The organism is Thermosporothrix sp. COM3, from assembly GCF_059696735.1.
In genome coordinates this window covers 6167868-6192390 of the sequence record NZ_AP019376.1, presented here as the reverse complement: position 1 = coordinate 6192390, position 24523 = coordinate 6167868, and the positions used below count along the sequence as shown (strand labels likewise).

Here is a 24523-nt window from a genome sequence, read left to right as displayed (position 1 = left end):
TCCGAATATTTAGGGAGGGTTCAATGCCGGCCACGTTTAGTTATGCGAATATTCTGCATGCCATTGGGCAGCTCCTCGACCAACTTGGTGTGAAGAGCTTCGCGATTCGAGAGGAAGAAGATGGCCTCTTCGTTGAGGGGTTTAACAGTGACGGCCAACTCCAGGTACAAATGCGCTACGATGTCGCCAGTCTGTATGAATTGCTGAAAAAACAAGAGGAGCCAACAGAAGCAGAGCAGAGTACCGCAGAAGGTGCAGACCTGCTCCGACGATTTTTAGCAGATCATGATCGTTCGTTGGTAGGGTCCATTCGTTAAATCCATCTCTTTTGCATGCGTTTAATCGAAGAACCGGGGGTCCTCCTCCGGTTCTTGTCTCATCGAGTTTGAAGGGGAGGTCGACAGTTCGTAGGGAGTCAGAATAGCTTAACAGAGCCATTTCTTCCCGTAGCTACGCATATATTCAATCACAGCAACAAGATCTTGCCCTTTCTCAGTCAGAGAATATTCAACACGGGGCGGCACTTCAGCGAAGGTCCGACGAAGGATGATTCCTTCCTCTTCCAATGAGCGTAGACGCTCCGAAAGAGTCTTCGGACTGATGCCGCAAAGTGATCGTTCTAACTGATTAAACCGTTTTACCCCGGTGGCAAGATCCCGGATGATTAAAAGGGTCCATTTCCCGCTGATAATTTCGGCAGTGCGGGCAACGGGACAGATTGTATCGTCGAGCCGATATTTGGTTCGCTCCATGATGCAAGAAACTCTTTATTCATTGTACTTTCTTAACTTAAAAATATACCATAGCAGGGATGCAAAGTAAAGTTTGACCTCTCGACTTTGCAAATAAAGTATGATATGCTCATAGTATTAGGATTGACTGCAAGGTTGTCCGAGCACCTGAACAATCTTAAATCTTGGCCTGCGCGGTTTCTCCTAATGAGAGGAGAAGGTTGTGCCCGAAGATATTGCTTTATTCATTGATTTTGAGAACATACGTTATAGTATGCTAAATATTCAGCGACGGGAACCCGATCCACAAGAATTAATAGCTGTGGCCCGTCGCTATGGGACAGTTATGGTTGCGCGTGCCTATGCGGACTGGTCTCGACAACCGGAGCCATTTAAAGGAAGCCTGACCGCGGCGATGATCGATCGCGTCGACTGCCCGGCAAAGCAACGAGACCGCATACGTGTGGGATCCGTTCATCATACCTCGGGGACTCCCACCGGATCTCTTGGTTCTTCAGGCTTTCTTCCGGATTCAAGAGGGTGGTCCGGCAACACTGGGGCACTTCCCGCAATTAAACCGAACTACGTCCCTCAGAATGGGTGGTCAGCGGATACTGATCCCTCTCTCTCGCTTCCCCAGGATTATGATTCAAACCTCCAGGGAGACGAGCAAAGCCCAGAGGAGAATGGCTCTGACTACCAGAATCGTGACCTGTATCGTCAGTCTTTCTATCAGCGTTCTTGTGACTCTAATCAACCTACTGGTCCTTTAGGGCAGAGTAGTATTACCGGACCGTTAGGATATCCATCTCAGCATTCTTCAGGCAATACTGGTCACATGCCTGCTATCACTCCGGGCAATACCATTGTGCAGAGCACGGTGGTGCAAAGCACGGTTGACCTGAATATGTTAATGGATATCATTGAAACTGTCTTTGACCGTCCTTCAATCACTACTTTCGTTTTGATGACCGGTGATAAAGATTTCACTCGTATTAGTGCTCGTTTAAAGTTACGTCTAAATAAAACTGTTATAGTCGTTGGTATTCCAGGAACCGTCAGCCGAGATCTTATAAGCAGCGCCAATCAATTTGTACCTTTGGTTCCAGGTGGCTCAGGTTCAAGTGGTATCTCTGGTAATACAGGTGCTCTTCCCGTACCCAATTTCTCTACTGGTAATACAGGTGCTATGCCTGCTATCAACTATTCTATGGGTGGGTCTCAGTTCCAACAATCTCCTTATGGAGCGCCACCAATCGATGTACTCGATCCTCAGTTCTTACAATTCCTTGATTACATCGATCGCCATTGGTCGTGGCGCACGATTATAGGAGTATCAAATTTTATCGGAGATCCCGTCAATCCTAAGAACCGTTTTCGTGGTCGCCTTACCCGAGAATCTGCCCGCGAATTGCTGAATGCGTGTATTCAGCAGGGTATATTGCTCGTTCAAACAGATCCAACTGGTGCCGAGGATCTGCGTCTCAATCGCCAGCATCCTGGCGTCGAAGAGATTCTCAAACAATTTGTTCGCTAGGTCGCTTAAAGACAGCAGAAAGCGACCCCAGAGGTTATAGATACTACCTCTTCCCGCTCATCATCGAGCAGTTGAGGAAGCTCCCTGACCCCTGGGGTCGCTTACCCATATTCTTACACCTGTTCTTTTCGCACCCGCTATACATGCTCCTCCGGCCCGTACCGGTGTGGCATGTCTTGTATGCGTATTTCTCTAGAGGAGGTTTCTCTATGGAAGAGTCACGTGTGGCCTTTCTCCGTCGCCTCATTTCTAGCCCTAGCCCTTCTGGCTTCGAGCAGCCCGCTCAGGCGACTGTCCGCGAGGAAGTCAAGCTCTACACCGATGAGATCAGAACCGACATTCACGGGAACGTGATCGCCTCGCTCAATGGGCAGGGCGCTCCCCGGGTCATGCTTGAGGCTCACTGCGACGAGCTCGGTTTCCTCATCCGGCATGTTGATGAGAACGGTTTCCTGTATTTCGCGACTATCGGTGGCTTTGATCCTTCCACCCTTCCCGGCAACCGCGTCCACATCCACACCCCTAACGGCATCGTCAGCGGTGTTGTGGGGCGCAAACCGGTCCATTCACTCAGCCAGGAAGAACGCGGCAAAGCGCCAAAACTCACCGACCTGTGGATCGATATTGGAGCCACCAGCAAGGAAGAAGCTCTACAGCGGGTTCCCATCGGCTCCGCTGGCACTCGTGCCGCCGACCTTGAAGTCCTGCATGGTGACATCATCGTCTCGCGTGCCCTCGATGACAAATCCGGGGTCTTTGCGATTACTGAAGCAATGCGTCGCATTCACGAGCGCCGTGCCCAGCTCAAGGCGAACGTGGTCTTCGTCTCGGCTGTGCAGGAAGAGATCGGCCTGCGTGGGGCCCACACAGCCGCCTATTCGGTCAATCCACAGCTTGCAGTCGCCGTTGATGTGACGGCAACCTCAGATATTCCCGGCGCTGTGAAAACGCAGATGGGCGATGTTCAGATGAACAAGGGACCAATCCTGACGGTCGGTGCACACATCAATCCACGCGTCTATCAGTTGCTCGTGAAAGCCGCCGAAGAGGCCGGCATTCCCTATCAGGTCAGACCATCCGCAGGCCGTACCGGCACAGATACCGATATGATTCAAGTTGCCCGTGGCCCGATCGCGACCGGCCTGGTCAGCATTCCCTGCCGTTACCTGCATACTGGTTCAGAAATGGTTTCGCTGAAAGATGTCGATGCTGTCGCCGAACTGCTTGCACGCTTCGTGCTCTCGCTCGACGCAAATACCAATCTGATTCCGTAAGCGTTCTTTGGCCCGTCCAGTTGTCCCGGTAACAGGGTCCGTCTTACAGGACAGATACAATTGATGTATAGGGTGTTCAACAACTGTTTGAAGTGATCTCAGAGGTAAGCGATTACCCCGCTTAAGGATCGCTGGCCCCTGAGACCGCTTCAAACTCCTGTATCACGGTCCTCACAGAGACGTGAAAGCGCCTCTCAGGCCTTTTAATAGGCCGATACTTTGTCTAGCACAACTAAGGAGGTTTCTCTATGGAAGAGTCACGTGTGGCCTTTCTCCGTCGCCTCATTTCTAGCCCTAGCCCTTCTGGCTTCGAGCAGCCCGCTCAGGCGACTGTCCGCGAGGAAATCAAGCTCTACACCGATGAGATCAGAACCGACATTCACGGGAACGTGATCGCCTCGCTCAATGGGCAGGGCGCTCCCCGGGTCATGCTTGAGGCTCACTGCGACGAGCTCGGTTTCCTCATCCGCTATATCGATGAGAACGGTTTCCTGTATTTCGCCCCTGTTGGCGGCTTTGATCCTTCCACCCTTCCCGGCAACCGCGTCCACATCCACACCCCTAATGGTGTTGTGAATGGTGTCGTCGGTCGCAAACCGGTCCACTCGCTGAGTCCTGAAGAGCGTGATAAGGCACCGAAGCTCACCGACCTGTGGATCGATATTGGAGCCACCAGCAAGGAAGAGGCTCTACAGCGGGTTCCCATCGGCTCCGCTGGCACTCGTGCCGCCGACCTTGAAGTCCTGCATGGTGACATCATCGTCTCGCGTGCCCTCGATGACAAATCCGGGGTCTTTGCGATTACTGAAGCAATGCGTCGCATTCACGAGCGCCGTGCCCAGCTCAAGGCGAACGTGGTCTTCGTCTCGGCTGTGCAGGAAGAGATCGGCCTGCGTGGGGCCCGCACAGCCGCCTATTCGGTCAATCCACAGCTCGCGGTCGCCGTTGATGTTGCTCCCACTTCGGATATTCCCGGTGCAGCGAAATCGAAAATGGGTGATATCCAGATGAGCAAGGGGCCGGTTTTGACGGTCGGTGCACACATCAATCCACGCGTCTATCAGTTGCTCGTGAAAGCCGCCGAAGAGGCCGGCATTCCCTATCAGGTTGAGCCCGCACCGGCAGGTACCTCGACCGACGCTGACGTGATTCAGGTTGCCCGTGGCCCGATCGCGACCGGCCTGGTCAGCATTCCCTGCCGTTACCTGCATACTGGTTCAGAAATGGTCTCGCTGAAAGATGTCGATGCCGTCGCCGAACTGCTTGCACGCTTCGTGCTCTCGCTCGACGCAGACACCAATCTGATTCCATAACCTGATAGACATAAATAAAGAACCGGTAGCCTTTTCCATCGCTATCGGTTCTTTGTTTTTCCGCTTACTGCCTCATTGGCGGCATCGGTGGCATCTGTTCTGGATATTGCGCCTGGGGCTCTTCATAATCTCGATATACGCTGCTCTGTTTCGGCGGCTGATAGTAGGCAGTTTCGACTTTCTCCTGATAGCTCTCTGCTGGCTGATAGCCGCCTTCGTAGGACATCGGCTCTGCCTGCTGCTGACTGCTCATATTTGCGTAGTAGGCATCTTGATAACGGGTATCCTGTGGCTGAGAGGGCGGTTGATAGTAGGGCTGGCCCCATTGCATAGCTGCATCCTGATACCCTTGAACATGAGAAGGGCGTCTCCCCAGGAAGCTAAACAAAGCCACAAAACAAAAGATAATCACCAATGTAATAAACACGCCTCCCAGCCCCGAATTATGGAACAGGCCACTGAAGAGGAGCATCGGCACTACAAAAGGAATAAAGAAAAATCGTATCGGATGCCGCCCGCGTCTGTATCTCATCTGTATGCTCCCTTGCAAATAAGAAGAACCAGAATCCGTCTTCTCTCAACTATGCTACTGTATTACAACATCACATGTCCAGCCAATTATTTCATATTACGTATCGTTATTTTAAATATAACACTCAGCTATTTTGCTGTCAATGGATCCGGCCAGGAACAGAGAAGCACACAGGTTTTCCGTAATCCAGAGCACGCTTTTTCGTGTATAATCTCCATATTATTATTGATCTGTGCCATTCCTGTTTTCAGGTCTGACAGATCTCCTGTATTTCGCATATCGAGCCCATGCATTTTGAGAATAAGAAAGTGAAGCCATGATGATTCAACAGGTGCAACGACCAACGCGAACGATGCTGCATAAGATGCTTCTTCTCAACAGCATTGCTATGTTTCTCTTTGTTCTTGTCTCCCTCCTCCTGTATGTCATCCTTCGCACAACCATCGGGCCACAACGTTTCGGTCTCTATACCCTTATCGGTTTGCTCTCGCTTGACTGTATTCTGCTTGAAGCTGCACTCTACTGGTTTTTAAAGTATCGCGGACTCTTTGAACGACTCTCTCTCACCACGCGCCTTCTGCTGTTTCGCGTCCTATACCCATTCAACTGGCTCCTTATGGCAATCGGCCCGGCTATCGTGCTCATAGAGGCTGCACAGGGTAGGTTTGTCTATTCGCCTGATTTCATTCTTGGTCTGCTGCTCTTCGTCTTCGGCCTGGGCGAATTCATTAATTATTGCTACTTCAAAATTAATATGTCTCGCGAGGAAAAAGAACGGATGGCAGAGCAGAGGCGGCGGCCCGCTGGCCGCCTGATGCGTGAGAAGCAGCGTGTGGAGCAGCGTCTTCGGGCCAATACCCGCTAACTCCTCATTCGTTGGTGAACTAGATGGAGATATGGTGGTGCTGAGCGTATCGTCCAGATCGTTAACCCGGTGGCTCCGACAACGAGCACTCCTGTTAGTGGCCAGGACCAGAGAAATAAGGTGACTGGAATCGTCACCGGGAGCAGCGCCAGCATCGTCGGCAAGAAGAGCAGGCCAAACACGGCCAGCGCCAGCGCGATACGAGTATAGCGTTTCCAGGATGGGTCTGTGCGCGGCGGGCCCAATTCTGGAAGCAAATAGAGATGAGCGATAAGAACCGCCAGGATCGGGCTTCCAAGCTGATGCCAGGAAAAAGGAAAGGTCCAGGACAGCCAGAGCAGATGGTCCAGAAGCACGGAGAACAACAGCCCCAGTAGAAAGACCGTAACATAGCAGTTTCTTCGCCACGCCCATGAAGGCCGGGGTAGATGCGTCTCGGCCCAATTATCAGCAAAAGCCACCGGATCACTTCCCACAAGGGCTTGTAAAGAGGCTCCTTGCTCTTTCTCTCGACGCAAATGCTCTTCCAGTGAAGCAACCAATTTTTCCACCTCGCTCTTCGGAATACCGGCATAGTGCCAGCGAGCACAACATATCAGGAGATACTCGCGTAACGAATCGCGTCTTCCCTCCTTCTGCGGCGGTTTCCCCGATGATGTCTCATCCACCTGATTACACCTCTCCATAGAAACCTCACTCTTCTCCACATAAACACTACCAGGCGCTCTTCTACATATTGTAATAACAATAGCCTCAATCTGGGTACCATTCAGTACCATTGTATATCAGATCGCTTTCTAAGCAGGAGCATTGGGAGCCAGGAAAACTGTTTTTTCTCGTTGAGTTATACAGGAAATATGAAGTGTTTTGTCATGCTATAACCTTTCTCATTCCAGTTTTCTATACTATTATCGTAGCATTTATTTCCTTCCCATAAAGAGCCAGAAAATACCTCTAGAATTGAGTACATTCAGAAAAGGGAGCAAACTTTTCAGTCAATGCGATTGAAGAACCCAGAATGCAGCTCTCACTACAAAGCCGGGCAAAAAAGAGAATGGATGGAGTATGTATGCAACAGCAATCTCTGCAAACACAACGTCTTTCGGGGTTTGAGGTCTGGAATGCATCCATCTCGTATGAGGAGCTCCAACGCATTCGCCAGCGCAGCCGGTACCGCTATCAACAAACACAGGAGATTGTGACCATTCAACGCTTCTGGCTACTGCTTACAGGGATAGTCAGCCTGCTCTCAATCCAGATCATCTATCCACTCGGTTACCGCTTGAAGCTCCTTTCAGGGACAGGAACGTTCTCCCCTCCTCTGGCACCTGTATCCCCGGGTGCAATCTTCGCTAGCTACATGTTATGGGGGCCTATTAGTTGCTATATGATCCTCTTCTGGCATTTGCTTCTTCATCGCCAAACTGCTCGTATCGGAGCCTGGCGAGGCGCATTCGCGGGCTTCCTGGCTGCTATCTTCGGACCGATATGCGCTCTGGTGATACATCTTCTTTTCTCTTCGATCTATGTTGATGTATACTATCTACCTATGTTTCTTTTTATCTATGATTGCCTTCTTATGCTCATTTCAATGCCACTTCTCGTTGTCGTAGGGCAGTCCTGGGAGGGATTGAGCACAAACTAGTCCAGAGAAGACGAACAAATATGAGTTAGTCTCAGAGAAAGAGGAGTTATGCAATCCGCAGAACAATCCTGGTGGGATCGAGAGCCACCCGAACAACAGGATGCGATCAGGCAGCAACGAAAACGCCGCCAGCAGGCATATACAAAAATCCAGTGGGCCAGAAGACAGCAGCGCCAGAAGCAATGGAGTTATATTCGCCTGATGCTTATCACTATTATTGCGCTCTGGCTTCCCTCGATGTTAATGCCGATCAGTCCGCTCTCGTTGCTTCTGGGTATCCTCTGGCCCTCCATCTTTTCAAAAACAATCAGCGGAGGAGCGTATGTCTGGCTTGCAGTGATCTCACTCGTTCAGGCCACCAGCATGTTCTTCTACTGGAGACATTTCATCGTTGCCTCACAACATCCAAATAGCAATGAAGGCTTTACTGCGGGCTGTACGGTTCCCTTTTTTACGTCACTTCTGATATTTGGTTTCACTGCAATTCTGGTAACGTTCTTCTATCCGCTGCTCGGGGCAGATTTCCCGGGCTACGCTTTTCAGCTTTCCTGTATGAATATCTTTCTTGCACCTGTTCTGATCCTGCTTGGAACGATCCTGGCCGAGATCGAGCGGCGCTCACGAAAGACTCATCGATAAAAGTATATACAACAACAGGGAGTAGGAAGAGAACTACCGGGGCCAGAAGCCACCGTTCGACCGGCAACTGACCCGGGTGAAACGAGACGCAGCCTATCAGGCAGTCCGTGAGGCCGGGAAGCAGCGACGTGACAGCGTATGGCTACTCCTGAGTATAACACTCTATGCATTCCTGCTCCCCATAGGAACCCATTACATGCCTATCTGGGTGGTGATTCCCTTTTTTGCCTTCCTGCCGCCACTTCTGTTGCGCTCTCCGGTGCTGGCTCTCTTATAGCATATGGGAGGGGTATATCCATATAGTTCGTCGAGCAGCATCTGCCAGGCTCACGGCCACCTTTCACGCGATTTTTCCCAATATCCTCATGCGGTTCTTCTTCTTGTTCATAGTGCAAGATATCCTGTTTCCCGGGTTCTGTAATATCGCTACAGTCGCATTTCTTTCTCTTTTGCTCTGCCCGGTTAGTGCTTTGCTGGCACCTATCGAAAAAAGACGACGGAACAACAGACTCTATGCCTCCATGCGTTCTTTTCAGCGTTAAAAAGAAAACAGTGCGGGAACGACGTTAAGCCGCTCACCGCACTTAAAAAGCAGGGCAAACATGATTTTTTGTTACCAAATCACGTAGAATGGGCATTCAAATGTACCGACCATACTTCGCCATCCATAGCGGAGCGAAAAAGCAATACACTATACCCTACATCTTTACTGTACTGAATATCTCATCGTATTTCAAGTTTCGCATGTGCCTATTACCGAATTGGCTATATCCAGATGTGCTATAGGTAGAGCGAGCATCAATTGATCCGGTCAAATTGCAAAAGAGAAAGAGATGTGCTACCCTTGTTCACATGGTTGGTGACCGGGCATTTTGAGTGAGAGGTACAACACATTTGATGCAAAAATATCAGGGAACCGTCTTTTTAACTGGCTATATCGTTGCGCAGCTCGGAGCTTTTTTCACGCTTTTGGTCTTTTTCGCTTTTCCCTATCTGACCATTGGTGGTAGTGCAACAGGCAACGAATCAGTAACGCTGATGCTCAGTCAGGCTCCACTTAGTGGCCGACTGCTCCTTATCCCGATCCTGTTTGTGATGCTCACCTGTGCACTCCCGCTGCTCTCTTCGGGCAAGCTTCACTATTGGCCGCTCTGGATCATTTGCATTATCATCGGGAGTATTGCAGGTCTGCTGCTCTTTCTTGCGGAACTGGTTGGAGCGCTCGCGATGGCCTTTACCCCGCTTCCCGGCCTGACAGCAACCATTGGCCCGGGAACATGGAGCGGCGTTCTGGGAGAAATCGTGATCTTTGCGGGTGCTATTATTGCCTTATTTCAACGTCTGCGTATGCGCTTTCTCGCAAAAGCCGCACAGGCGGCACCACCATTTCCCCCACAACCTTTTTATAGAGAATATACTTCTGTGCCACAAGCCAGGCCAGAAGAGCAACCGGAACACCCTTCGACACCAGCAGAGAAGCAAGATTGGTAATAAGGCGCCACAGAAGCTCTATGACGCCTTCCCATTGTTAGAGCAACAGAACCTTCACCAGTGCGACACCGGCAATGGAGCCATCAGCGTTGCTCGTTGTAAAGAGACCGATCAGTCCTTCCTGCGCTCCGTTCTTGAAAGGAGACTGATAGGATACCTGCGTTGTAAACGTGGTCTCGCCCATCCCATCTTTGCCTCTTGCCTGTGCCTGTCCAATTGTAGCCGCTGTATGATCTAACACCTTGATCTCGCCAATCACAGCTTCAAAGGCGCGGCCCTTCCCTGCCACCGTTGCAGGACTGGAGACTCGATCGCCGCTGCCCGGGGTAGTGATTGCCAGTTCCTGAGACGTGACCGCCGTAACAAGCCAGATCCCTTTCTGCGCGTCACCTTCGAGCCGACTTAACCGAACCTGCAAGGGCATTGTTCCCGGTCTCGGGCTCTTCACGGTGGCAGTCGCCTCGTTATCTCCTTGCTTCCCACCTCCGATCACTGTCACCTGTGTCTCTTCTGGGAGCTTGAGCAGTTCCACCGCCATACGCTTTGCCACCTGTGCCGCATCAAGTCGCCAGGGCTCGTGTCCCTGATCGACCTGCTTTTGCGCCTCTTCCGCCTCATACCGTGTTATCTCTGGATAGATACCCGGAAAGGCAACCTGTACCAGTCCTCCCGCCTCAGGTGACCATTTGAATTCTCGGCCCAGATTGCGCTTGTTGCCATCTTTCTTCTGCGTATCTACTTCACCGGTAACAACCGTGCTATAGCTACTGATACGCGCCTCACCATTGTAGAGCCCCTGCAAGGTCAACAATTTCCGTGGAGACGGACTTGTCAGGTCATCAAAGACATAGACATCCAGCATACCACCCGTCCCTGTATAGCGCACCGTTACCAGCGCTTGGAGCGTTTCTTTTCCGGTCAGATGCGCACAGGAAACCTGTTCAACCGCGTTCACCTCTTGCTGGACCCCGAGAATAGGGCCCCAGTGGGATGGAGACGCGACAGTCTCAGGACATTGCTGCACGCCTGGCTTCACCTTCGTGTCAGGAGTTGACTCGTCCGCCTGCGTGTTCTGAATCACAGTACTCGTTGCAGTTGGCTGTGCTGTACTCCCTTTTTGCTCGGAGCCGCCACAGGCCGAAAGCAGTAACAAAAGCAAAAGGAGCGACACACAGCGGATTACTTTTCGCTGAAACAGAAACATCATATGTATCTCCCCGACTTTCTCTGATACTCACCTGGGTTATACTACCCCTACACATAGCATATTTACAAGCAAAACACGGAAATACCCAGAACTGCGAGCCCGTTCCTGCTCCCAGAACGAGATGTAATGCATGAGTGTCCTCTTGCTGCTCTCATTTCGTGCTCAGTAGAGAGAGAAAAAACCTGTACATCTTTCCTATAAAGAAAGGAGTGTTGAACGGTGGCAATGCAGACACCGCTTGAGCTTTTCCTTCACGAGTTGAGCGACATGTATGATGCTGAAAAGCGCATCGCGCAAACGCTGCCTATCCTGGCGAACGAGAGCACAGATCAGCAGCTCAAGGACGCCTACCAGCAACACGAAGCCGAGACACAGCACCATATTCAGAATCTCGATCAGTGCTTTCAGGTGCTGGGGAAGCAGCCGAGCTCAACAACCTGCTACGCAATAGCGGGCCTCAAACAGGAGCATGACGCCTTCCTGAAGGAGCAACCCACACCCGAAATTCTGTCCCTGTTCAATCTGGGTTGCGCAGCCAAAACCGAGGCCTATGAAATCGTCTCCTATAAGGGACTGGTGGAAAAAGCAGCCGCGATGGGTTATAACAAATGTGCCCAACTGCTTCAGGAGAATCTGGGGCAAGAGGAGGAGATGGCAAGACGCATTGAACAGTTTGCCCAGCGCCTTAGCAAGACCAAAGTGACCAGCCAGCAAAAATCCAGCGGCTAAAACAAGCGAGAAAAAGGTAGTGGGACCGCGCAAAAAGCGTGATCCCACTGTACTCGTTTTGTGACGGGTTTCCTCAGGCGTACTTCGAGACGTTCGCACAGGGCGAATCGGTCGAGATGTAGATGTCGGCCCATGCCTCAGGATCAACCTGACGCATCGAGTTGTGCGGCATATTCTTGACGCAGGGCTTCATCACACCATCGCCTTTACCCTGGCTGATGGGAATCCATGCGGCGTCGTTCACCAGAGCCTGCTCGGCCTGATTGTACATCTGCATACGCTTGGTCTGATCGGTTTCCTGATCAGCTTTGCGCATCAGAGCCTGAACTTCCTGCTGTTCTTTGGTCATGCCATAGTTCCAGTTGTTCTGGGCAGTCTTATCGAACTGCAAAGTCAGCCAGTCCTGCGGATCTGGATAGTCAGCGATCCAGGCACCAACCCACATCTGAAGACCCTTCGGGTTGTTGGTCGAGTTAGTAGTAACATCCAGGAACTTGGTCCAGTCAACGTTGTCGATCTGAACTTTCACGCCTAGTGTCTTCTCCCACATCTGCTGCAAAGCCTGGTAGGTCTGCATAGAAGCGGCGGAAGCAGCAGAAACAGTGAGGCGCAGCGGACCCACGCTATCGGCGGTCATGCCCTCTTCTTTCAAGCCCTCTTCCAGAAGCTTCTTCGCCAGAGCAGGATCACCGTTGATATTCTTCACACCAGCAGGGCCGGTCAGGTCCTTATTGTAGCCCGGCTGTCCATCAGGAACGATATGGTAGGACGGAATGTTACGATCCTTTGAGATATTGTGCGAAAGCTGTTCGCGGTTAATCGACAGAGCAAACGCCTGGCGAACCTTAACATTGTCGAACGGCTTGACCAGATAGTTCATGGTCACATAGCTCACGGAGAGCTCAGGAACACTCCAGTACTGGTTTTTCGGGAGCTGTTTCGCATGTTCCGTCTGAGCAGCAGGAACATTTGCAGCCATCAACTGATTGCCCTCATAGGCCTTCCAGGCAGTCTCGGTTGTCTTATAGAAGGCGTAGACAACTTTCTTCAGTTGAGGTTTCTTGCCATAGTAGTTGTCGTTCGGCACAACCTGAAGCTCAACACCATGATTCCACTTGCTCAGGGTGAACGGGCCAGAACCAGCGCCCTCACCGATATGCTCTGCCCAGCGATCACCATACTTATCAAGAATCTTCTTGTTCAGTACATAGGAGGTCGGATACGTCAGAGTCTGCAAGAAGTACGATGCCTTCTGTGTGGTCACAATCTTAATGGTGTTATCATCAGGAGTCAGCAAGCTATAGCCGATCAGGGTGGAGCGCTTGCCATTCACCATCTCATCAGCACCCTTGATCAGAGCGAGATAGGTGCCAGCAGTGGTTGACTTTGTCTTGGGGTCCAGAGCGCGGTTAATACTCCAGGCCACATCTTTGGAGGTCAGAGGATCGCCGTTGCTAAACTTCAAATTCGGTTTCAATTTGAAAGTCCAGGTCAGACCATCACTCTCCAACTGGTGGCTTTGTGCCAGCTCATCCTTGATATTCAGGTTGTTGTCAAACTCAACCAGACCGGTAAACATCTGCTGAATAATCGGGGATGACTCAGAGTCGGTAGTAATCGCGGGATCAAGCGTTTTGATATCCGCGGCACCGATACGAGGGACAACATAAATCTGGTCTTTTGCCTTGCCGCTATTACTGCTACTGTCGGTACCTCCACCACAGGCAGCAATCAGCAACGTGAGCAGACAAAGAACAGCCATGAGTGTACCACTCTTAAATTGCTTACGCACGTGCATGTCCTTCTCCACTAGGGACCGAAAAACCCATCGGCCCAAATAGAAACACTAGTTCGATCGACGATGAAGAAAATGCGCTTTCCTGCCGTTTGTCCGACTGCACTACCTGCATCTCTATATACATATATGTATACATATAGACACAGATAAAAAAAAGAGCATAGCCAGTCGCACAAAACATCTTTCTGGAATTCGGGCAGTTCAAGGAAGCGCCACTGTTCAGGGGATCATAGTTCCCGCTACGAGCCAGAGCGTATTGCTCCAGTCTGCTTAACAGCTATCCTACCACAACCATTCAGCAACAAGCAATACACCATATAGCACCATTGCAAGCTCAAATTCTTGGAGCAGAGAGTGAGAAGCCCTCTTCATCCTCCCCTACAGAAGCAGGTACCATCGCGTCCCCCCCACATTTTTGTACTCACTTACATACTACGTCAGCAGCTTGCTTGATTCTCACACAAAAAGCAGAGTTTTTTTCCGCGACCAAAAAAATCGTTGCAAGAGAACCACGTGCGAATTCTCTTGCAACGAAACGTCGATCAGAACTAAGTGGCGATAGCGAATATGATCTGGCTTTTATTTAACCGCCCACTTCGAGACATCCGGGCAGGGCTTGTCGTTTGAGATGTAGACATCTGCCCAACCATCCGGAGTCATAATACCCATCGGGTTGTCAACGAGATTCTTGACACAGGGCTTCGTAACAGATGCTTGCTTGTTCTGGCTCAGAGGAATCCAGGCCACATCATTGACTAGCTGCTGCTCAGCCTGATTGTACATCTGCATACGCTTGGCATTGTCGCGCTCGGCGTCAGCCTTCTTCATCAACTCCATGTTTGCTTTCTGCTCGGCCAGGTTCGGAGACTTGGACTTGTCGTGTCCATAGTTCCAGCTGTTCTGAGCAGGAACGGTGAACAACAGAGTCAGCCAGTCCTGTGGATCGGGATAGTCAGCGATCCAGCCGCTTTCCCAGATCATTGGTGCCTTGTCGTTGTCACGGGCGTTGTTAGTGACATCGAGGAAGGTGTTCCAGTCGAGATTGTCGATCACAACCTTGATCCCGAGCGTCTTTTCCCACATCTGCTGAATCGCTTCAGCGGACTGCTTACCAGCAGAGGAGGTGAATGAAGTGGTGTACTTAATGGTCGGCATCGTCTCACGGGTCAGGCCTTTCTCTTTCAGGCCTTCCTCGAAGAGCTTCTTCGCCAGCTCAGGATCACCTTTGGTGTCTTTCACCCCTCCAGGGCCTGTCAGGTTTGGATTGTAGCCGTCAGCACCCTCGGGAACGATATGGTTGGTCGGGATCGTCGCGCCTTTGTCAATGTTGGTCGACAGGATATCTTTGTTGATTGCCAGCGCGAACGCCTGACGGATCTTGATGTTGTCAAACGGAGAGATCAGGTAGTTCAGCGCGAAGTAGGAAATCCACAACTGCTTGGTCTCAGTGAACTGGCCGTTCGGCAGCTTCTTGGCGGCATCACGCTGTGCCGCAGGAACACCGGAACGCATCAACTGGTTCGACTGATAGGCCTTCCAGGTCACGTCACCGCTCTTATAGAACGGGCGCACGACGCGCTGAAGCTGCGGCTTCGGACCAAAATACTTCTCATTGCGGTCCAGGATCAGTTCAACAGAGCGCTGTGCTTTGGTCAGGACAAACTGGCCAGAGCCTGCACCCTCGCTGCTGTGATCGGTCCACTTGTCGCCATATTTCTCAACCAGCTTGGGGTTCACAATGTAGCTGGTTGGATAAGCCAGAGACTGCAAGAAATACTGCGCAGGCTGGCTCAGGATAATTTTCACGGTGCCTGGATCGGGAGCAAGCAGGCTGTACCCGATCAGCGTGGAACGCTTGCCCGCGTTGAACTCATCCACACCTTTGATCATGCTCATGTATGAAGCTGCGCTCGGAGACTTTGTCTTCGGATCAAGGGCACGGTTCAGGCTCCACACGATCTCTTTCGAGGTCAGGGGATCGCCATTGCTGAAGGTCAAATTGGGCTTCAATTTGAATGTATATGTGACGTTATCATCAGCAAGCTGGATATCCTGTGCCAGCTCACCCTGTAACTTCAGATTCTTATCAAAATTCACCAGCCCACTATATACCATACGAATGATAGAGCTGGAGTTCGCGTCAGTCACCATTGCAGGGTCTAACGTTTTGATCATCTCAACGCCTGCGATAGGCGAAACATAAATCTGGTCTTTTGCTTTTTCACTGGAATTGTTGTTCGCGGTCCCACCACCACAGGCAACAACCATTACAGCAAGCAGACAGAGCAGAAAGGAAAAGACTCCGCCTTTTAGCTGTTTTCGTACGTGCATGTCCTTCTCCACTAGGGGTTACTACAACCCGAATAGATGTTGAGGATACAAGATAGGAACTGCTGTATTTTTCTTCGCCTGCCCGTTGAAGTTAAATGACCAGCGCATCTTAAGCCAGAAAGGAGTACTTTCAGCGATACGCTTGTTTTTTCTTACACTTCACCCTAAAATAAAAGCAAAGAGAAAATACATGGCGGCACTACTGAAGCCTATCCTCAAAGCTTCAGCCGGAGACATACTACCACCATAGTTCTCGACGCTGTTTTACTACTCGGTAGCATCGAGTAGGCACAATCTATGTATAGTACTACGTATACATAGTCTTCATTTCTCACACATCCAGGTCCCTCTTTTTCCTCACCACTGATTTCTTAGTTTCAGTTCTCTAATAGCAACCTGGCAGTGTTCTAGTAATTACGCCACCTTTTCGTCATTTCTCTCACCGTCGCCTTCTTTTTCCCTTTTCAAAAAAAAGTCATCGTGAGGAGAAGTGTGTTCACTTCCTCACGATGACTATAAAGCTGACTACTTTTGCCAGGTGTTTCCCTGTTTACCTATATTGGGAGACATTTGCACAGGTCGAATCATTTGAGATGTAAATCTTTGACCAGCTATCAGGATGCGTCTGACCCATCGCGTTATCTTTTATCCCTTTCACACAGGGTTTGCGCACACCAGAGGCAAGAACCTGATCAATAGGCACCCAGGCCGCATGATTTGCCAGTTGCTGCTCTGCCTCATGATACATCTGCATACGCTTTGTCTCATCCGTTTCCTGATCGGCTTTCTTCATCAGTTCCTGATTGGCCTTCTGCTCAGGTGTCACGCCATAGTTCCAGCGGTTCTGTGTGGGATCAGCGAACAGCAAGGTCAGCCAGTCCTGTGGATCTGGATAGTCGGCAACCCAACCATGCAACCACATCTGCAAGCCTTTGGGGTTTCCGGCGGTATCGTTGGTCAGCGAGAGATACTTATTGTAGTCGACATCGTCGATCTGAACAGTAACGTCCAGCGTCTTCTGCAACATCTGCTGGATTGCTTCAACCTCCTGCTTACCAGCAGCAGAAGCAGTTGAAACGGTGAAGTGAATGGTTCCCAATGACTCACGTGTCATATTGGACTCTTTCAGCCCTTCATCGAAGAGCTTCTTCGCCAGCTCGGGATTTCCTTTGGTATCTTTCACACCAGCAGGGCCCGTCAGATTCTCGTTATAACCCGGCTGCCCTTCCGGAACAAAGTGGATGGTCGGAATAGTGCGATCCTTGTTGATGTTGTGCGAAATCTGGTCACGGTTAATTGCCAGCCAGACGCCCTGACGCACTTTGATGTTGTCAAATGGCTTGACCAGATAGTTCATGGTCAGATACTCAATCCAGAGCTGGGGAACCTGCCAGTACTGATTCTTGGGCAGCCCTTTTGCCTGCTCGGTGTAGGCAGCAGGAACACCAGAAGACATTAACTGGTTCGACTGATACGCCTTCCAGGCCGTTTCAGAAGTCTTATAGAATGGACGCACAACCTTCTTTAGCAGCGGCTTCTCGCCAAAATAGTTCTGATTGGGCTCAAAATCAATGCGCACGCCATGCTGCCATTTGGTCAACGTGAAGGGACCAGAACCGGCACCCTCGTTAATATGCTCTGTCCAGCGGTTTCCATACTTCTCCACAACCTTGCGGTTCACGGTGTAGGAAGTCGGATAGGTCAGCGCCTGCAAGAAATAGGCGGCCTTCTTGGCGGTCACGATCTTCACAGTCGATGGATCAGGAGCAAACAGGCTGTAATCTTTCAGGGTATCGCGCTTGCCTTCAACGCGCTCATCCGCCCCCTTAATCAGACCCATATATGCTCCAGCAACCGTGGACTTTGTCTGTGGATCAAGAGCGCGATCGATACTCCATATGACATCCTCAGAGGTCAGGGGATCACCATTGCTGAATTTCAAATTAGGGCGCAACTTGAAGACCCAGGTCAGACCATCGCTTTCAAGATGATAGTCTTCGGCCATCGTTTTCTTGATGTGCAGATCATCGTCAAATTCCACCAGCCCGGTGAACATCATCTGGATCATTGCACCGGAACCGGCATCGGTGGTTAGCGCCGGGTCCAGGGTCTTTACATCGGATGACCCAACATAAGGGGATACATAAATCTGGTCCTTAGCCATATCTTGCGGACCATTTCCGTTGGTGGTCTGCTGTGTTCCAGTATTTCCCCCACCACATGCAACGATCAGCATGGAGAACAGGCAGAAAAGCACCGGCAGGATAAGCCTGGTCTTTTTACGAACATGCATGTTTACCATTCTCCTTTGAGAACTTCTCGACGACAAAGGGAACGTACTTTCAGTTTTGTGCAACTGATAAGCCGTCGTAGCCTTGCATAGGCTCCATATGGTCAACAGAACGTGCGTCAGAACGTCTACTACAGTGCCATACGTAATTCTGTTGCCACTCCAGATAAGCTTTCTTTCCGCTAGGCATGAAAGTCCGGTCTAACACCATTTCAAACGCAGTTTCTCGCCCGATGATATCCCCTCGATAATACTTTTGGCACCAGGATATCCCCCAAACCTCTCAATCTCTCTGGCTTACTGCAAATAGTGTCGTATACTACTACGTAGAATTTCGTCCTTTTTTCACATCATTCTGGCCCTTCTTTTTCGCTTATTCTTATAAGGATGAGCTTTCCATTTCCTGCCGCCCCTTCGATGCAAGCGCTCTGATGCTTTGCACATCTCATCCATGCTATACTGTGAAAGAAGTGGATTGAGGAACCACATTTCAAAGCATGAGGGAGAGACAATGCGTGCATTAAACTATCAGGATCACGGCCTTGTGCTGGAACGCGACTATCCACGTCCAACCCCTGTTGAAGGGGAGGCGTTGATTCGCGTGACACAGGCTGGCATCTGCAATACTGACCTTGAGATCGTGCAGGGGTATATGGGGTTTCATGGCGTTCTGGGTCATGAATTTGTCGGGGTAGTAGAAGAAATATATGGAGAAATCACGCTCGACCAATATAATGCACTCTATGGAAAGCGAGTTGTCGGCGAAATTAACGCAGCCTGCAATCGGTATACCTGTTACTATTGCCGCAACGGCATGCCTACCCACTGTCCACAGCGCACGACACTCGGCATTGATAAACGTGATGGCGCTTTCGCCGACTATGTACAGCTCCCGATAGAGAATCTCCATGTTGTTCCAGATACCGTCAGCGACGATGAAGCAATCTTTGTTGAGCCACTGGCCGCGAATTTTGAGATTCTCGAACAGGTTCATCTCCGACCAACTGAAACCGTGCTGGTTCTTGGAGACGGCAAAATGGGACAGCTTGCTGCTCAGGTCCTGGCCCTCAATGGCGAAAAGGTGATTATGGTAGGCAAGCATAAGGAGAAACTTGCCCTTGCCTCACAACAGGGAATCAATACCTGTCTACTGACCGATCCCGAAACGTTTGCTTCTCCATTCGGTCGCCGCGCTGATGTCGTTATCGAATGCACCGGTTCAGAACAGGGGCTTCAAATGGCGCTGCGCCTCGTCCGTCCTCGTGGCACGGTAATTCTGAAGAGTACTGTTGCAGCGACCAGCAATCTGCATCTCGCTCCGATTGTGATAGATGAGATTCGGGTACAGGGCTCACGGTGCGGTCCATTCCCACCTGCACTCCAGGCACTCAAGCGCAAAATGGTCAATGTCAAACCACTTATCAGCGCCCGCTATTCCTTCGATCAAGCGCTTGAAGCATTTGAGCATGCCAAACAGCCCGGTACGCTCAAAGTGGTACTCACAATGTAGAACCGGGAACGACAGGGGCGACTTGGATCAGTCGTCCCTTTTATCCTGCTTCTTTTCCTCTTGCTTTTCCTCTTCTTCCCGGGGCAACCATTGTGGTCGGAATTCCGGACCTGTAGGGATATGAGGCAACAGCCGCGGGTCCCGAGAGGGCTGCTTTCTACGAAGCTTTTCGTCTTTTTCTTGCTTTTTTAGCTCTTCTTTTCTCATAAACACTCCTTCTTTTCCACTTCCGTTTAAAAGATATCACATTCGCCTACTTCTTTCAAACATACTAAGAAATAAGCAGACAAGGAAATAGCATTTTACTATCTATGTATGTGAATATACCTATTTTCTTATTTTAATAAATTTACAATAGACATATGCCTCTCTACTCACTATAATATGAAGCATCTCCCAGAAAGTAGAAGAGTGGAAAGGCGGGTCTATGGGGAAAGAATACGACAAAGGCTTCAAAGTGCTCATTCAACAGGACCCCGAGCGCTTTGTTAATTGGCTGATCGCTGGCGCACACTTCGTCGACTTTAAGAACGGTCAGCTCAATACCCTCCAACTGGACGTTGATGCTCTGATGGAAATAGAGGTTGATGGCGTCCATATGCTTCTACATGTCGAGTTTCAGGCAACGCACCGCCGCAATATGCCCATGCGCATTCTAAGGTATAATGTGTTAGTACGATGCGCACACGAATTGCCTGTCCTCTCCTGTGTCATCTATCTGTACAAAGATGGAGGCAAGCCGGAAGAGTCACCATTAATCTGGCAACTTCCCACAGGTCAGGAAGTGCTTCGCTTTCACTATATGCGCATCGCCCTCTGGGAACTCTCACCAGAGGACATCTGGAAACAGGGGCAAAAATTTCTGCTCCCTCTCCTGCCATTAACCAGGGGCGGAGCCAACCAGGCGGTTGTTGAACGTATGTTGGAGGAATTACATCCAGAGGAAAATAAGGAACTGGCACTGATCGGCTTTAGCCTTGCCACCAGCACATTTAAGCGGCTTGGAGCAAGCGCCGATCTTTCATGGTTGATAAGGAGATATCATATGCTCAACGATATTCTGCGGGACTCCCCCATCTTCCAGCTTATCGAACAAGAAGGTATTGAGAAAGGGCGCCGGGAAGGTATCGAGAAAGGGCGCCGGGAAGGTATCGAGAAAGGGCGCCGGGAAGGTATCGAGAAAGGGCGCATTGAAACCTCCCGTCATACCGCTCTCGCCATTTTGCAGGCTCGGTTCCCTCAGCAGCCGGCTCTCCATGCTCTTGCTCAACGGGTACTTGCAGGGCTCGTCGATCTCTCGCTGTTGCAGCAGCTTCCTGTCCGCTTCAGCACCGTTTCTTCTCCTGAAGAGGCTCAGCAGCTTCTCCTCTCGCTCAAGCCGGATTATGGGAGCTGATATGGCCGACGATATTCTGCGGGACTCCCCCATCTTCCAGCTTATCGAACAAGAAGGTATTGAGAAAGGGCGCCGGGAAGGTATCGAGAAAGGGCGCATTGAAACCTCCCGTCATACCGCTCTCGCCATTTTGCAGGCTCGGTTCCCTCAGCAGCCGGCTCTCCATGCTCTTGCTCAACGGGTACTTGCAGGGCTCGTCGATCTCTCGCTGTTGCAGCAGCTTCCTGTCCGCTTCAGCACCGTTTCTTCTCTTGAAGAGGCTCAGCAAGCGCTCTTACGACTCGAGAACTATCAGGAATGAAGCAGGCCGCCTCATGCGAACCAAAGAGGAGTGTTTCCGGTCGGGAACACTCCTCATCAGCAGTATGTGTTGCTTACTTGTCTTTTTCGACTTTACTCAGTGCGGCCTGTGCAGCAGCCAGTCGAGCAACCGGAACGCGGAACGGTGAACAACTCACATAAGCCAGACCGACTTCATGGCAGAAGGCAATACTATCAGGATCGCCCCCATGCTCACCACAGATGCCAAGCTCAATCTCAGGCTTGGTCTTGCGCCCCTTCTCAACAGCCATTGCGACCAACTGGCCGACACCATCACGATCGAGAGACTGGAACGGGTTGACGGGCAGAATCTTGACCTTTTCATGCGTGCCCGGGACCTCAAGCCCATCAACATATTTGAGTAAGAACTTCCCTTCCGCATCGTCACGGCTATAACCGAAGGTCGTCTGTGTCAGGTCGTTGGTACCGAAGCTAAAGAAATCGGCAACGGTTGCGATCTGATCCGCGGTCAGAGCCGCGCGTGGTACCTCAATCATGGTGCCGAACTTATAATCGACTGCCTCGCCGGTCTCTTGAGCAATCTCTTTCGCAACGGTCTCAAGCTGTCGGCGCACTTCCCTCAACTCATTCACATGCCCGACCAGCGGGATCATAATTTTCGGGTGAACCTTTATCCCCTTCTTAGCGACTGCCGCCGCTGCTTCAAGAATCGCACGGGTTTGCATTACATTGATCTCAGGGAATAACAGCCCCAAACGGCAACCGCGTAGCCCGAGCATCGGGTTCATCTCGCGCATCGCCGCGACCTCTTCGAGCAACTGCCGCTTTTGCTCCAGTTCCTCTTCATGCCCTCCCTGAGTCTCAAGGCGAGTAACATCAACCAGCAACTCCTCGTAGGAGGGCAAGAACTCATGTAAAGGAGGATCAATCAGGCGGATTACCACCGGGTATCCCTCACCGGTCTCCGGGTTCACCATTGCCTCAAAGATTCCCTGAAAATCTGCTCGCTGGAACGGGAGCAAGCGATCAAGGGCGGCCTGACGCTCTTCTCTGGTCTTCGCCAGAATCATACGCTGCACAATGGGCAGCCGTTCCTGTTCCATAAACATATGCTCGGTACGGCACAGACCAATACCTTCAGCGCCGAAGACTACAGCACGGCCGGCATCACGTGGATAATCAGCGTTTGCCCAGATCCCAAGCTTGCGGAACTTATCGGCCCAGGCAAGCAACGTGCGTAGATTCTCTTCCTTCTCGAAATCGGGATCAACCGTCCGAATAGAGCCCTGGAAAACCTCGCCAGTTGCCCCATCAATCGAAATAGGATCGCCTTCTTTGATCACCACGTCAGAGCCTTCGACACGGAAGACCTTCTCATTTTCACTGACACGAATCGCTTCACAGCCCGCAACACACGGCAGGCCGAGACCACGAGCAACCACCGCCGCGTGGCTGGTTGCGCCACCACGAGCCGTCAGAATACCTTTTGCTACCAGCATCCCATGGACGTCATCAGGGCTGGTTTCAGGGCGTACCAGTACAACAGGAACGCCGGCTTTCCCCAATTCCTCCGCGCGATCCGCATCAAAGACAGCCTGCCCACAGGCAGCACCGGGTGAAGCATTCAAGCCGCGCGCAAGCAACCGGCCATTCAGTGTCGCAGTCGCTTTTTCTTCCTCATCAAAACGAGGGAGCAACAACTGATAGACCTGCGCGGGCTCCACACGTTTCACAGCCTCCTCCTCGGAGATCAGGCCCTCTTTCACCATATCAACCGCAACGCGAACGGCAGCCGCGGCAGTCCGTTTCGCCGAGCGCGTTTGCAGCATATACAGGCGGCCCTTCTCAACCGTGAATTCGAGATCCTGCATATCGCGATAATGCTGTTCAAGGCGCTGTGCAATCTCAAGGAACTGCTTGTACACCTCGGGGAGCTCTTCCTGTAGCTTGCTGATCTTTGAAGGGGTACGAATCCCGGCCACCACATCCTCACCCTGTGCATTCAACAGGTACTCGCCGTAGATCTCTTTCTCGCCAGTCGCGGGGTTTCGGGTAAAAGCAACGCCAGTACCACTATCATTCCCCATATTCCCAAATACCATTGTCTGGACATTCACAGCGGTACCAAGTGTATGAGGGATCTTGTTGAAGTTTCGATAATCTATGGCGCGTTTATTATTCCAGGAAGAGAAAACGGCTTCAATAGCCTTATGGAGCTGTTCGTAGACATCGGTAGGAAACGGTTGACCGGAGGATTGTTCCGCAATCTGTTTAAATTCGACGACAAGCTGTTTCAGAGCATCAGCCGGGATCTCAGCATCCGTTTTGACACCGGCTTTCTCTTTATACTCGTCAAGAACCTGCTCAAAATCCTGTGGGTTCGCATTCAATACAATTTTGCTGAACATCTGAATAAAGCGGCGATATGCATCATAAGCGAAGCGCTCATCCCCGGTCAGCTCGATCAGTCCTTGAACGGTCTCATCATTGATCCCCAGATTCAGCACTGTATCCATCATACCGGGCATCGAGAACTTGGCGCCGGAGCGAACCGAGACCAGAAGCGGGTTTTCTTTCTGGCCGAACCCTTTTCCTGTCTGCCTTTCCAGCACCTTCACTGCCGCAAGAACTTGCTCCCACACCCCCTCAGGGAACTGTTTCCCTGCCTCATAGTATGTATTGCAGGCTTCAGTAGTAATAGTAAAACCGGGAGGAACAGGTAATCCTGCATTGGTCATTTCAGCAACACCCGCGCCTTTGCCACCGAGCAATTCACGCATCGTTGCATTGCCTTCGCTAAAGAGGTAAACCCACTTACGAGGTGACTGCTTTACTGCTTCGTCCAGTTCAGTTTTTACGACCTGTTGTGTCATAAAATCCTCCACTATCATTTAGAGCCGTGCAGAGGGAGGTTCCCACCCGACACAGGGGTAGGGACTCCTCCACCGTGGGC

Annotated in this window: 21 protein-coding genes; 13 read left to right on the top strand and 8 right to left on the bottom strand. The window is 51.0% G+C overall.

All coding sequences use genetic code 11. From position 1 onward, the window contains the following. Positions 1-23: 23 nt before the first annotated feature. On the top strand, positions 24-317 hold the full coding sequence (locus KTH_RS26655; protein ID WP_497621926.1) for a hypothetical protein: 294 nt from the start codon (positions 24-26) through the stop codon (positions 315-317). Between the two features lie 108 nt (positions 318-425). On the opposite strand, the gene KTH_RS26650 is transcribed toward KTH_RS26655, so the two are convergent. Further along, positions 426-752 carry a winged helix-turn-helix transcriptional regulator gene (locus tag KTH_RS26650; protein WP_111326940.1) on the bottom strand — a complete coding sequence of 109 codons (327 nt, stop codon included), beginning with the start codon at positions 750-752 and terminating at the stop codon, positions 426-428. Positions 753-954: 202 nt separating this feature from the next. Between KTH_RS26650 and KTH_RS26645 the strand changes: the two genes are divergently transcribed. The 3 genes from KTH_RS26645 to KTH_RS26635 all read left to right on the top strand — a co-directional run bounded on the left by KTH_RS26645 (position 955) and on the right by KTH_RS26635 (position 4855). Further along, positions 955-2268 (top strand): NYN domain-containing protein, encoded by a 1314-nt coding sequence (locus KTH_RS26645; RefSeq protein WP_111326938.1) that lies wholly within the window; start codon positions 955-957, stop codon positions 2266-2268. A gap of 209 nt (positions 2269-2477) precedes the next feature. Further along, on the top strand, positions 2478-3542 hold the full coding sequence (locus tag KTH_RS26640; protein WP_497621924.1) for a M42 family metallopeptidase: 1065 nt from the start codon (positions 2478-2480) through the stop codon (positions 3540-3542). A gap of 248 nt (positions 3543-3790) precedes the next feature. Beyond that, positions 3791-4855: a M42 family metallopeptidase gene (locus KTH_RS26635; protein ID WP_497621922.1), complete on the top strand. Its 1065-nt coding sequence runs from the start codon at positions 3791-3793 to the stop codon at positions 4853-4855. Between the two features lie 64 nt (positions 4856-4919). Here KTH_RS26635 and KTH_RS26630 read toward each other — a convergent pair whose 3' ends face one another. Continuing rightward, positions 4920-5387 carry a hypothetical protein gene (locus tag KTH_RS26630; protein WP_497621920.1) on the bottom strand — a complete coding sequence of 156 codons (468 nt, stop codon included), beginning with the start codon at positions 5385-5387 and terminating at the stop codon, positions 4920-4922. A gap of 316 nt (positions 5388-5703) precedes the next feature. Between KTH_RS26630 and KTH_RS26625 the strand changes: the two genes are divergently transcribed. Continuing rightward, complete coding sequence (locus KTH_RS26625; RefSeq protein ID WP_111326668.1) at positions 5704-6252, top strand: hypothetical protein; 549 nt, start codon at positions 5704-5706, stop codon at positions 6250-6252. Here KTH_RS26625 and KTH_RS26620 read toward each other — a convergent pair. Continuing rightward, positions 6249-6920 (bottom strand): hypothetical protein, encoded by a 672-nt coding sequence (locus KTH_RS26620; protein ID WP_137686182.1) that lies wholly within the window; start codon positions 6918-6920, stop codon positions 6249-6251. The two genes, KTH_RS26625 and KTH_RS26620, sit on opposite strands and share 4 nt — an antisense overlap. 401 nt (positions 6921-7321) lie before the next feature. Between KTH_RS26620 and KTH_RS26615 the strand changes: the two genes are divergently transcribed. From KTH_RS26615 to KTH_RS26600, 4 genes are all read left to right on the top strand, one after another. Further along, complete coding sequence (locus tag KTH_RS26615; RefSeq protein WP_497621918.1) at positions 7322-7897, top strand: hypothetical protein; 576 nt, start codon at positions 7322-7324, stop codon at positions 7895-7897. A gap of 48 nt (positions 7898-7945) precedes the next feature. After that, on the top strand, positions 7946-8536 hold the full coding sequence (locus tag KTH_RS26610; RefSeq protein WP_497621916.1) for a hypothetical protein: 591 nt from the start codon (positions 7946-7948) through the stop codon (positions 8534-8536). A gap of 76 nt (positions 8537-8612) precedes the next feature. Continuing rightward, on the top strand, positions 8613-8813 hold the full coding sequence (locus KTH_RS26605) for a hypothetical protein (RefSeq protein WP_497621914.1): 201 nt from the start codon (positions 8613-8615) through the stop codon (positions 8811-8813). A 620-nt stretch (positions 8814-9433) separates the two neighbouring features. Further along, positions 9434-10027: a hypothetical protein gene (locus KTH_RS26600; RefSeq protein WP_497621912.1), complete on the top strand. Its 594-nt coding sequence runs from the start codon at positions 9434-9436 to the stop codon at positions 10025-10027. 37 nt (positions 10028-10064) lie between these two features. Here KTH_RS26600 and KTH_RS26595 read toward each other — a convergent pair whose 3' ends face one another. Continuing rightward, positions 10065-11234, bottom strand: a complete 1170-nt coding sequence (locus KTH_RS26595) for a Gmad2 immunoglobulin-like domain-containing protein (RefSeq protein WP_497621910.1) — start codon at positions 11232-11234, stop codon at positions 10065-10067. A gap of 225 nt (positions 11235-11459) precedes the next feature. Between KTH_RS26595 and KTH_RS26590 the strand changes: the two genes are divergently transcribed. Next, positions 11460-11963, top strand: coding sequence for a YciE/YciF ferroxidase family protein (locus tag KTH_RS26590; RefSeq protein WP_497623286.1), 504 nt, complete (start codon positions 11460-11462; stop codon positions 11961-11963). A gap of 73 nt (positions 11964-12036) precedes the next feature. On the opposite strand, the gene KTH_RS26585 is transcribed toward KTH_RS26590, so the two are convergent. The 3 genes from KTH_RS26585 to KTH_RS26575 form a co-directional block, all read right to left on the bottom strand. Beyond that, the gene (locus KTH_RS26585) at positions 12037-13761 is read right to left on the bottom strand and encodes a peptide ABC transporter substrate-binding protein (protein ID WP_111326682.1); all 1725 of its coding nucleotides are present in this window, start codon (positions 13759-13761) and stop codon (positions 12037-12039) included. Between the two features lie 579 nt (positions 13762-14340). Then, complete coding sequence (locus KTH_RS26580; RefSeq protein ID WP_111326684.1) at positions 14341-16092, bottom strand: peptide ABC transporter substrate-binding protein; 1752 nt, start codon at positions 16090-16092, stop codon at positions 14341-14343. Positions 16093-16642: 550 nt separating this feature from the next. Then, positions 16643-18385 carry a peptide ABC transporter substrate-binding protein gene (locus KTH_RS26575; protein WP_111326686.1) on the bottom strand — a complete coding sequence of 581 codons (1743 nt, stop codon included), beginning with the start codon at positions 18383-18385 and terminating at the stop codon, positions 16643-16645. A gap of 508 nt (positions 18386-18893) precedes the next feature. On the opposite strand from KTH_RS26575, the gene KTH_RS26570 reads away from it, so the two are divergent. The 3 genes from KTH_RS26570 (at position 18894) to KTH_RS26560 (ending at position 21589) form a co-directional block, all read left to right on the top strand. Beyond that, on the top strand, positions 18894-19892 hold the full coding sequence (locus KTH_RS26570) for an MDR/zinc-dependent alcohol dehydrogenase-like family protein (RefSeq protein ID WP_111326688.1): 999 nt from the start codon (positions 18894-18896) through the stop codon (positions 19890-19892). 427 nt (positions 19893-20319) lie between these two features. Then, entirely contained in the window at positions 20320-21288 is a 969-nt protein-coding gene (locus tag KTH_RS26565; RefSeq protein ID WP_111326692.1) for an RpnC/YadD family protein, read from the top strand. A gap of 1 nt (position 21289) precedes the next feature. Further along, positions 21290-21589, top strand: a complete 300-nt coding sequence (locus KTH_RS26560) for a hypothetical protein (protein WP_137686180.1) — start codon at positions 21290-21292, stop codon at positions 21587-21589. A gap of 73 nt (positions 21590-21662) precedes the next feature. Here KTH_RS26560 and ppdK read toward each other — a convergent pair whose 3' ends face one another. Beyond that, on the bottom strand, positions 21663-24443 hold the full coding sequence (ppdK, locus tag KTH_RS26555; RefSeq protein ID WP_111326185.1) for a pyruvate, phosphate dikinase: 2781 nt from the start codon (positions 24441-24443) through the stop codon (positions 21663-21665). Between the last annotated feature and the right edge of the window lie 80 nt (positions 24444-24523).

Excerpts from the sequence above, each read along its gene's own strand:
- KTH_RS26655 (WP_497621926.1), top strand. The coding sequence starts at position 24 with ATGCCGGCCACGTTTAGTTATGCGAATATTCTGCATGCCATTGGGCAG.
- KTH_RS26575 (WP_111326686.1), bottom strand. The coding sequence starts at position 18,385 with ATGCATGTTCGTAAAAAGACCAGGCTTATCCTGCCGGTGCTTTTCTGC.
- KTH_RS26565 (WP_111326692.1), top strand. The coding sequence starts at position 20,320 with ATGGGGAAAGAATACGACAAAGGCTTCAAAGTGCTCATTCAACAGGAC.
- KTH_RS26585 (WP_111326682.1), bottom strand. The coding sequence starts at position 13,761 with ATGCACGTGCGTAAGCAATTTAAGAGTGGTACACTCATGGCTGTTCTT.
- KTH_RS26650 (WP_111326940.1), bottom strand. The coding sequence starts at position 752 with ATGGAGCGAACCAAATATCGGCTCGACGATACAATCTGTCCCGTTGCC.
- KTH_RS26635 (WP_497621922.1), top strand. The coding sequence starts at position 3,791 with ATGGAAGAGTCACGTGTGGCCTTTCTCCGTCGCCTCATTTCTAGCCCT.
- KTH_RS26630 (WP_497621920.1), bottom strand. The coding sequence starts at position 5,387 with ATGAGATACAGACGCGGGCGGCATCCGATACGATTTTTCTTTATTCCT.
- KTH_RS26560 (WP_137686180.1), top strand. The coding sequence starts at position 21,290 with ATGGCCGACGATATTCTGCGGGACTCCCCCATCTTCCAGCTTATCGAA.
- KTH_RS26600 (WP_497621912.1), top strand. The coding sequence starts at position 9,434 with ATGCAAAAATATCAGGGAACCGTCTTTTTAACTGGCTATATCGTTGCG.
- KTH_RS26580 (WP_111326684.1), bottom strand. The coding sequence starts at position 16,092 with ATGCACGTACGAAAACAGCTAAAAGGCGGAGTCTTTTCCTTTCTGCTC.
- KTH_RS26625 (WP_111326668.1), top strand. The coding sequence starts at position 5,704 with ATGATGATTCAACAGGTGCAACGACCAACGCGAACGATGCTGCATAAG.
- KTH_RS26615 (WP_497621918.1), top strand. The coding sequence starts at position 7,322 with ATGCAACAGCAATCTCTGCAAACACAACGTCTTTCGGGGTTTGAGGTC.
- ppdK (WP_111326185.1), bottom strand. The coding sequence starts at position 24,443 with ATGACACAACAGGTCGTAAAAACTGAACTGGACGAAGCAGTAAAGCAG.
- KTH_RS26610 (WP_497621916.1), top strand. The coding sequence starts at position 7,946 with ATGCAATCCGCAGAACAATCCTGGTGGGATCGAGAGCCACCCGAACAA.
- KTH_RS26595 (WP_497621910.1), bottom strand. The coding sequence starts at position 11,234 with ATGATGTTTCTGTTTCAGCGAAAAGTAATCCGCTGTGTGTCGCTCCTT.
- KTH_RS26570 (WP_111326688.1), top strand. The coding sequence starts at position 18,894 with ATGCGTGCATTAAACTATCAGGATCACGGCCTTGTGCTGGAACGCGAC.
- KTH_RS26590 (WP_497623286.1), top strand. The coding sequence starts at position 11,460 with ATGCAGACACCGCTTGAGCTTTTCCTTCACGAGTTGAGCGACATGTAT.
- KTH_RS26640 (WP_497621924.1), top strand. The coding sequence starts at position 2,478 with ATGGAAGAGTCACGTGTGGCCTTTCTCCGTCGCCTCATTTCTAGCCCT.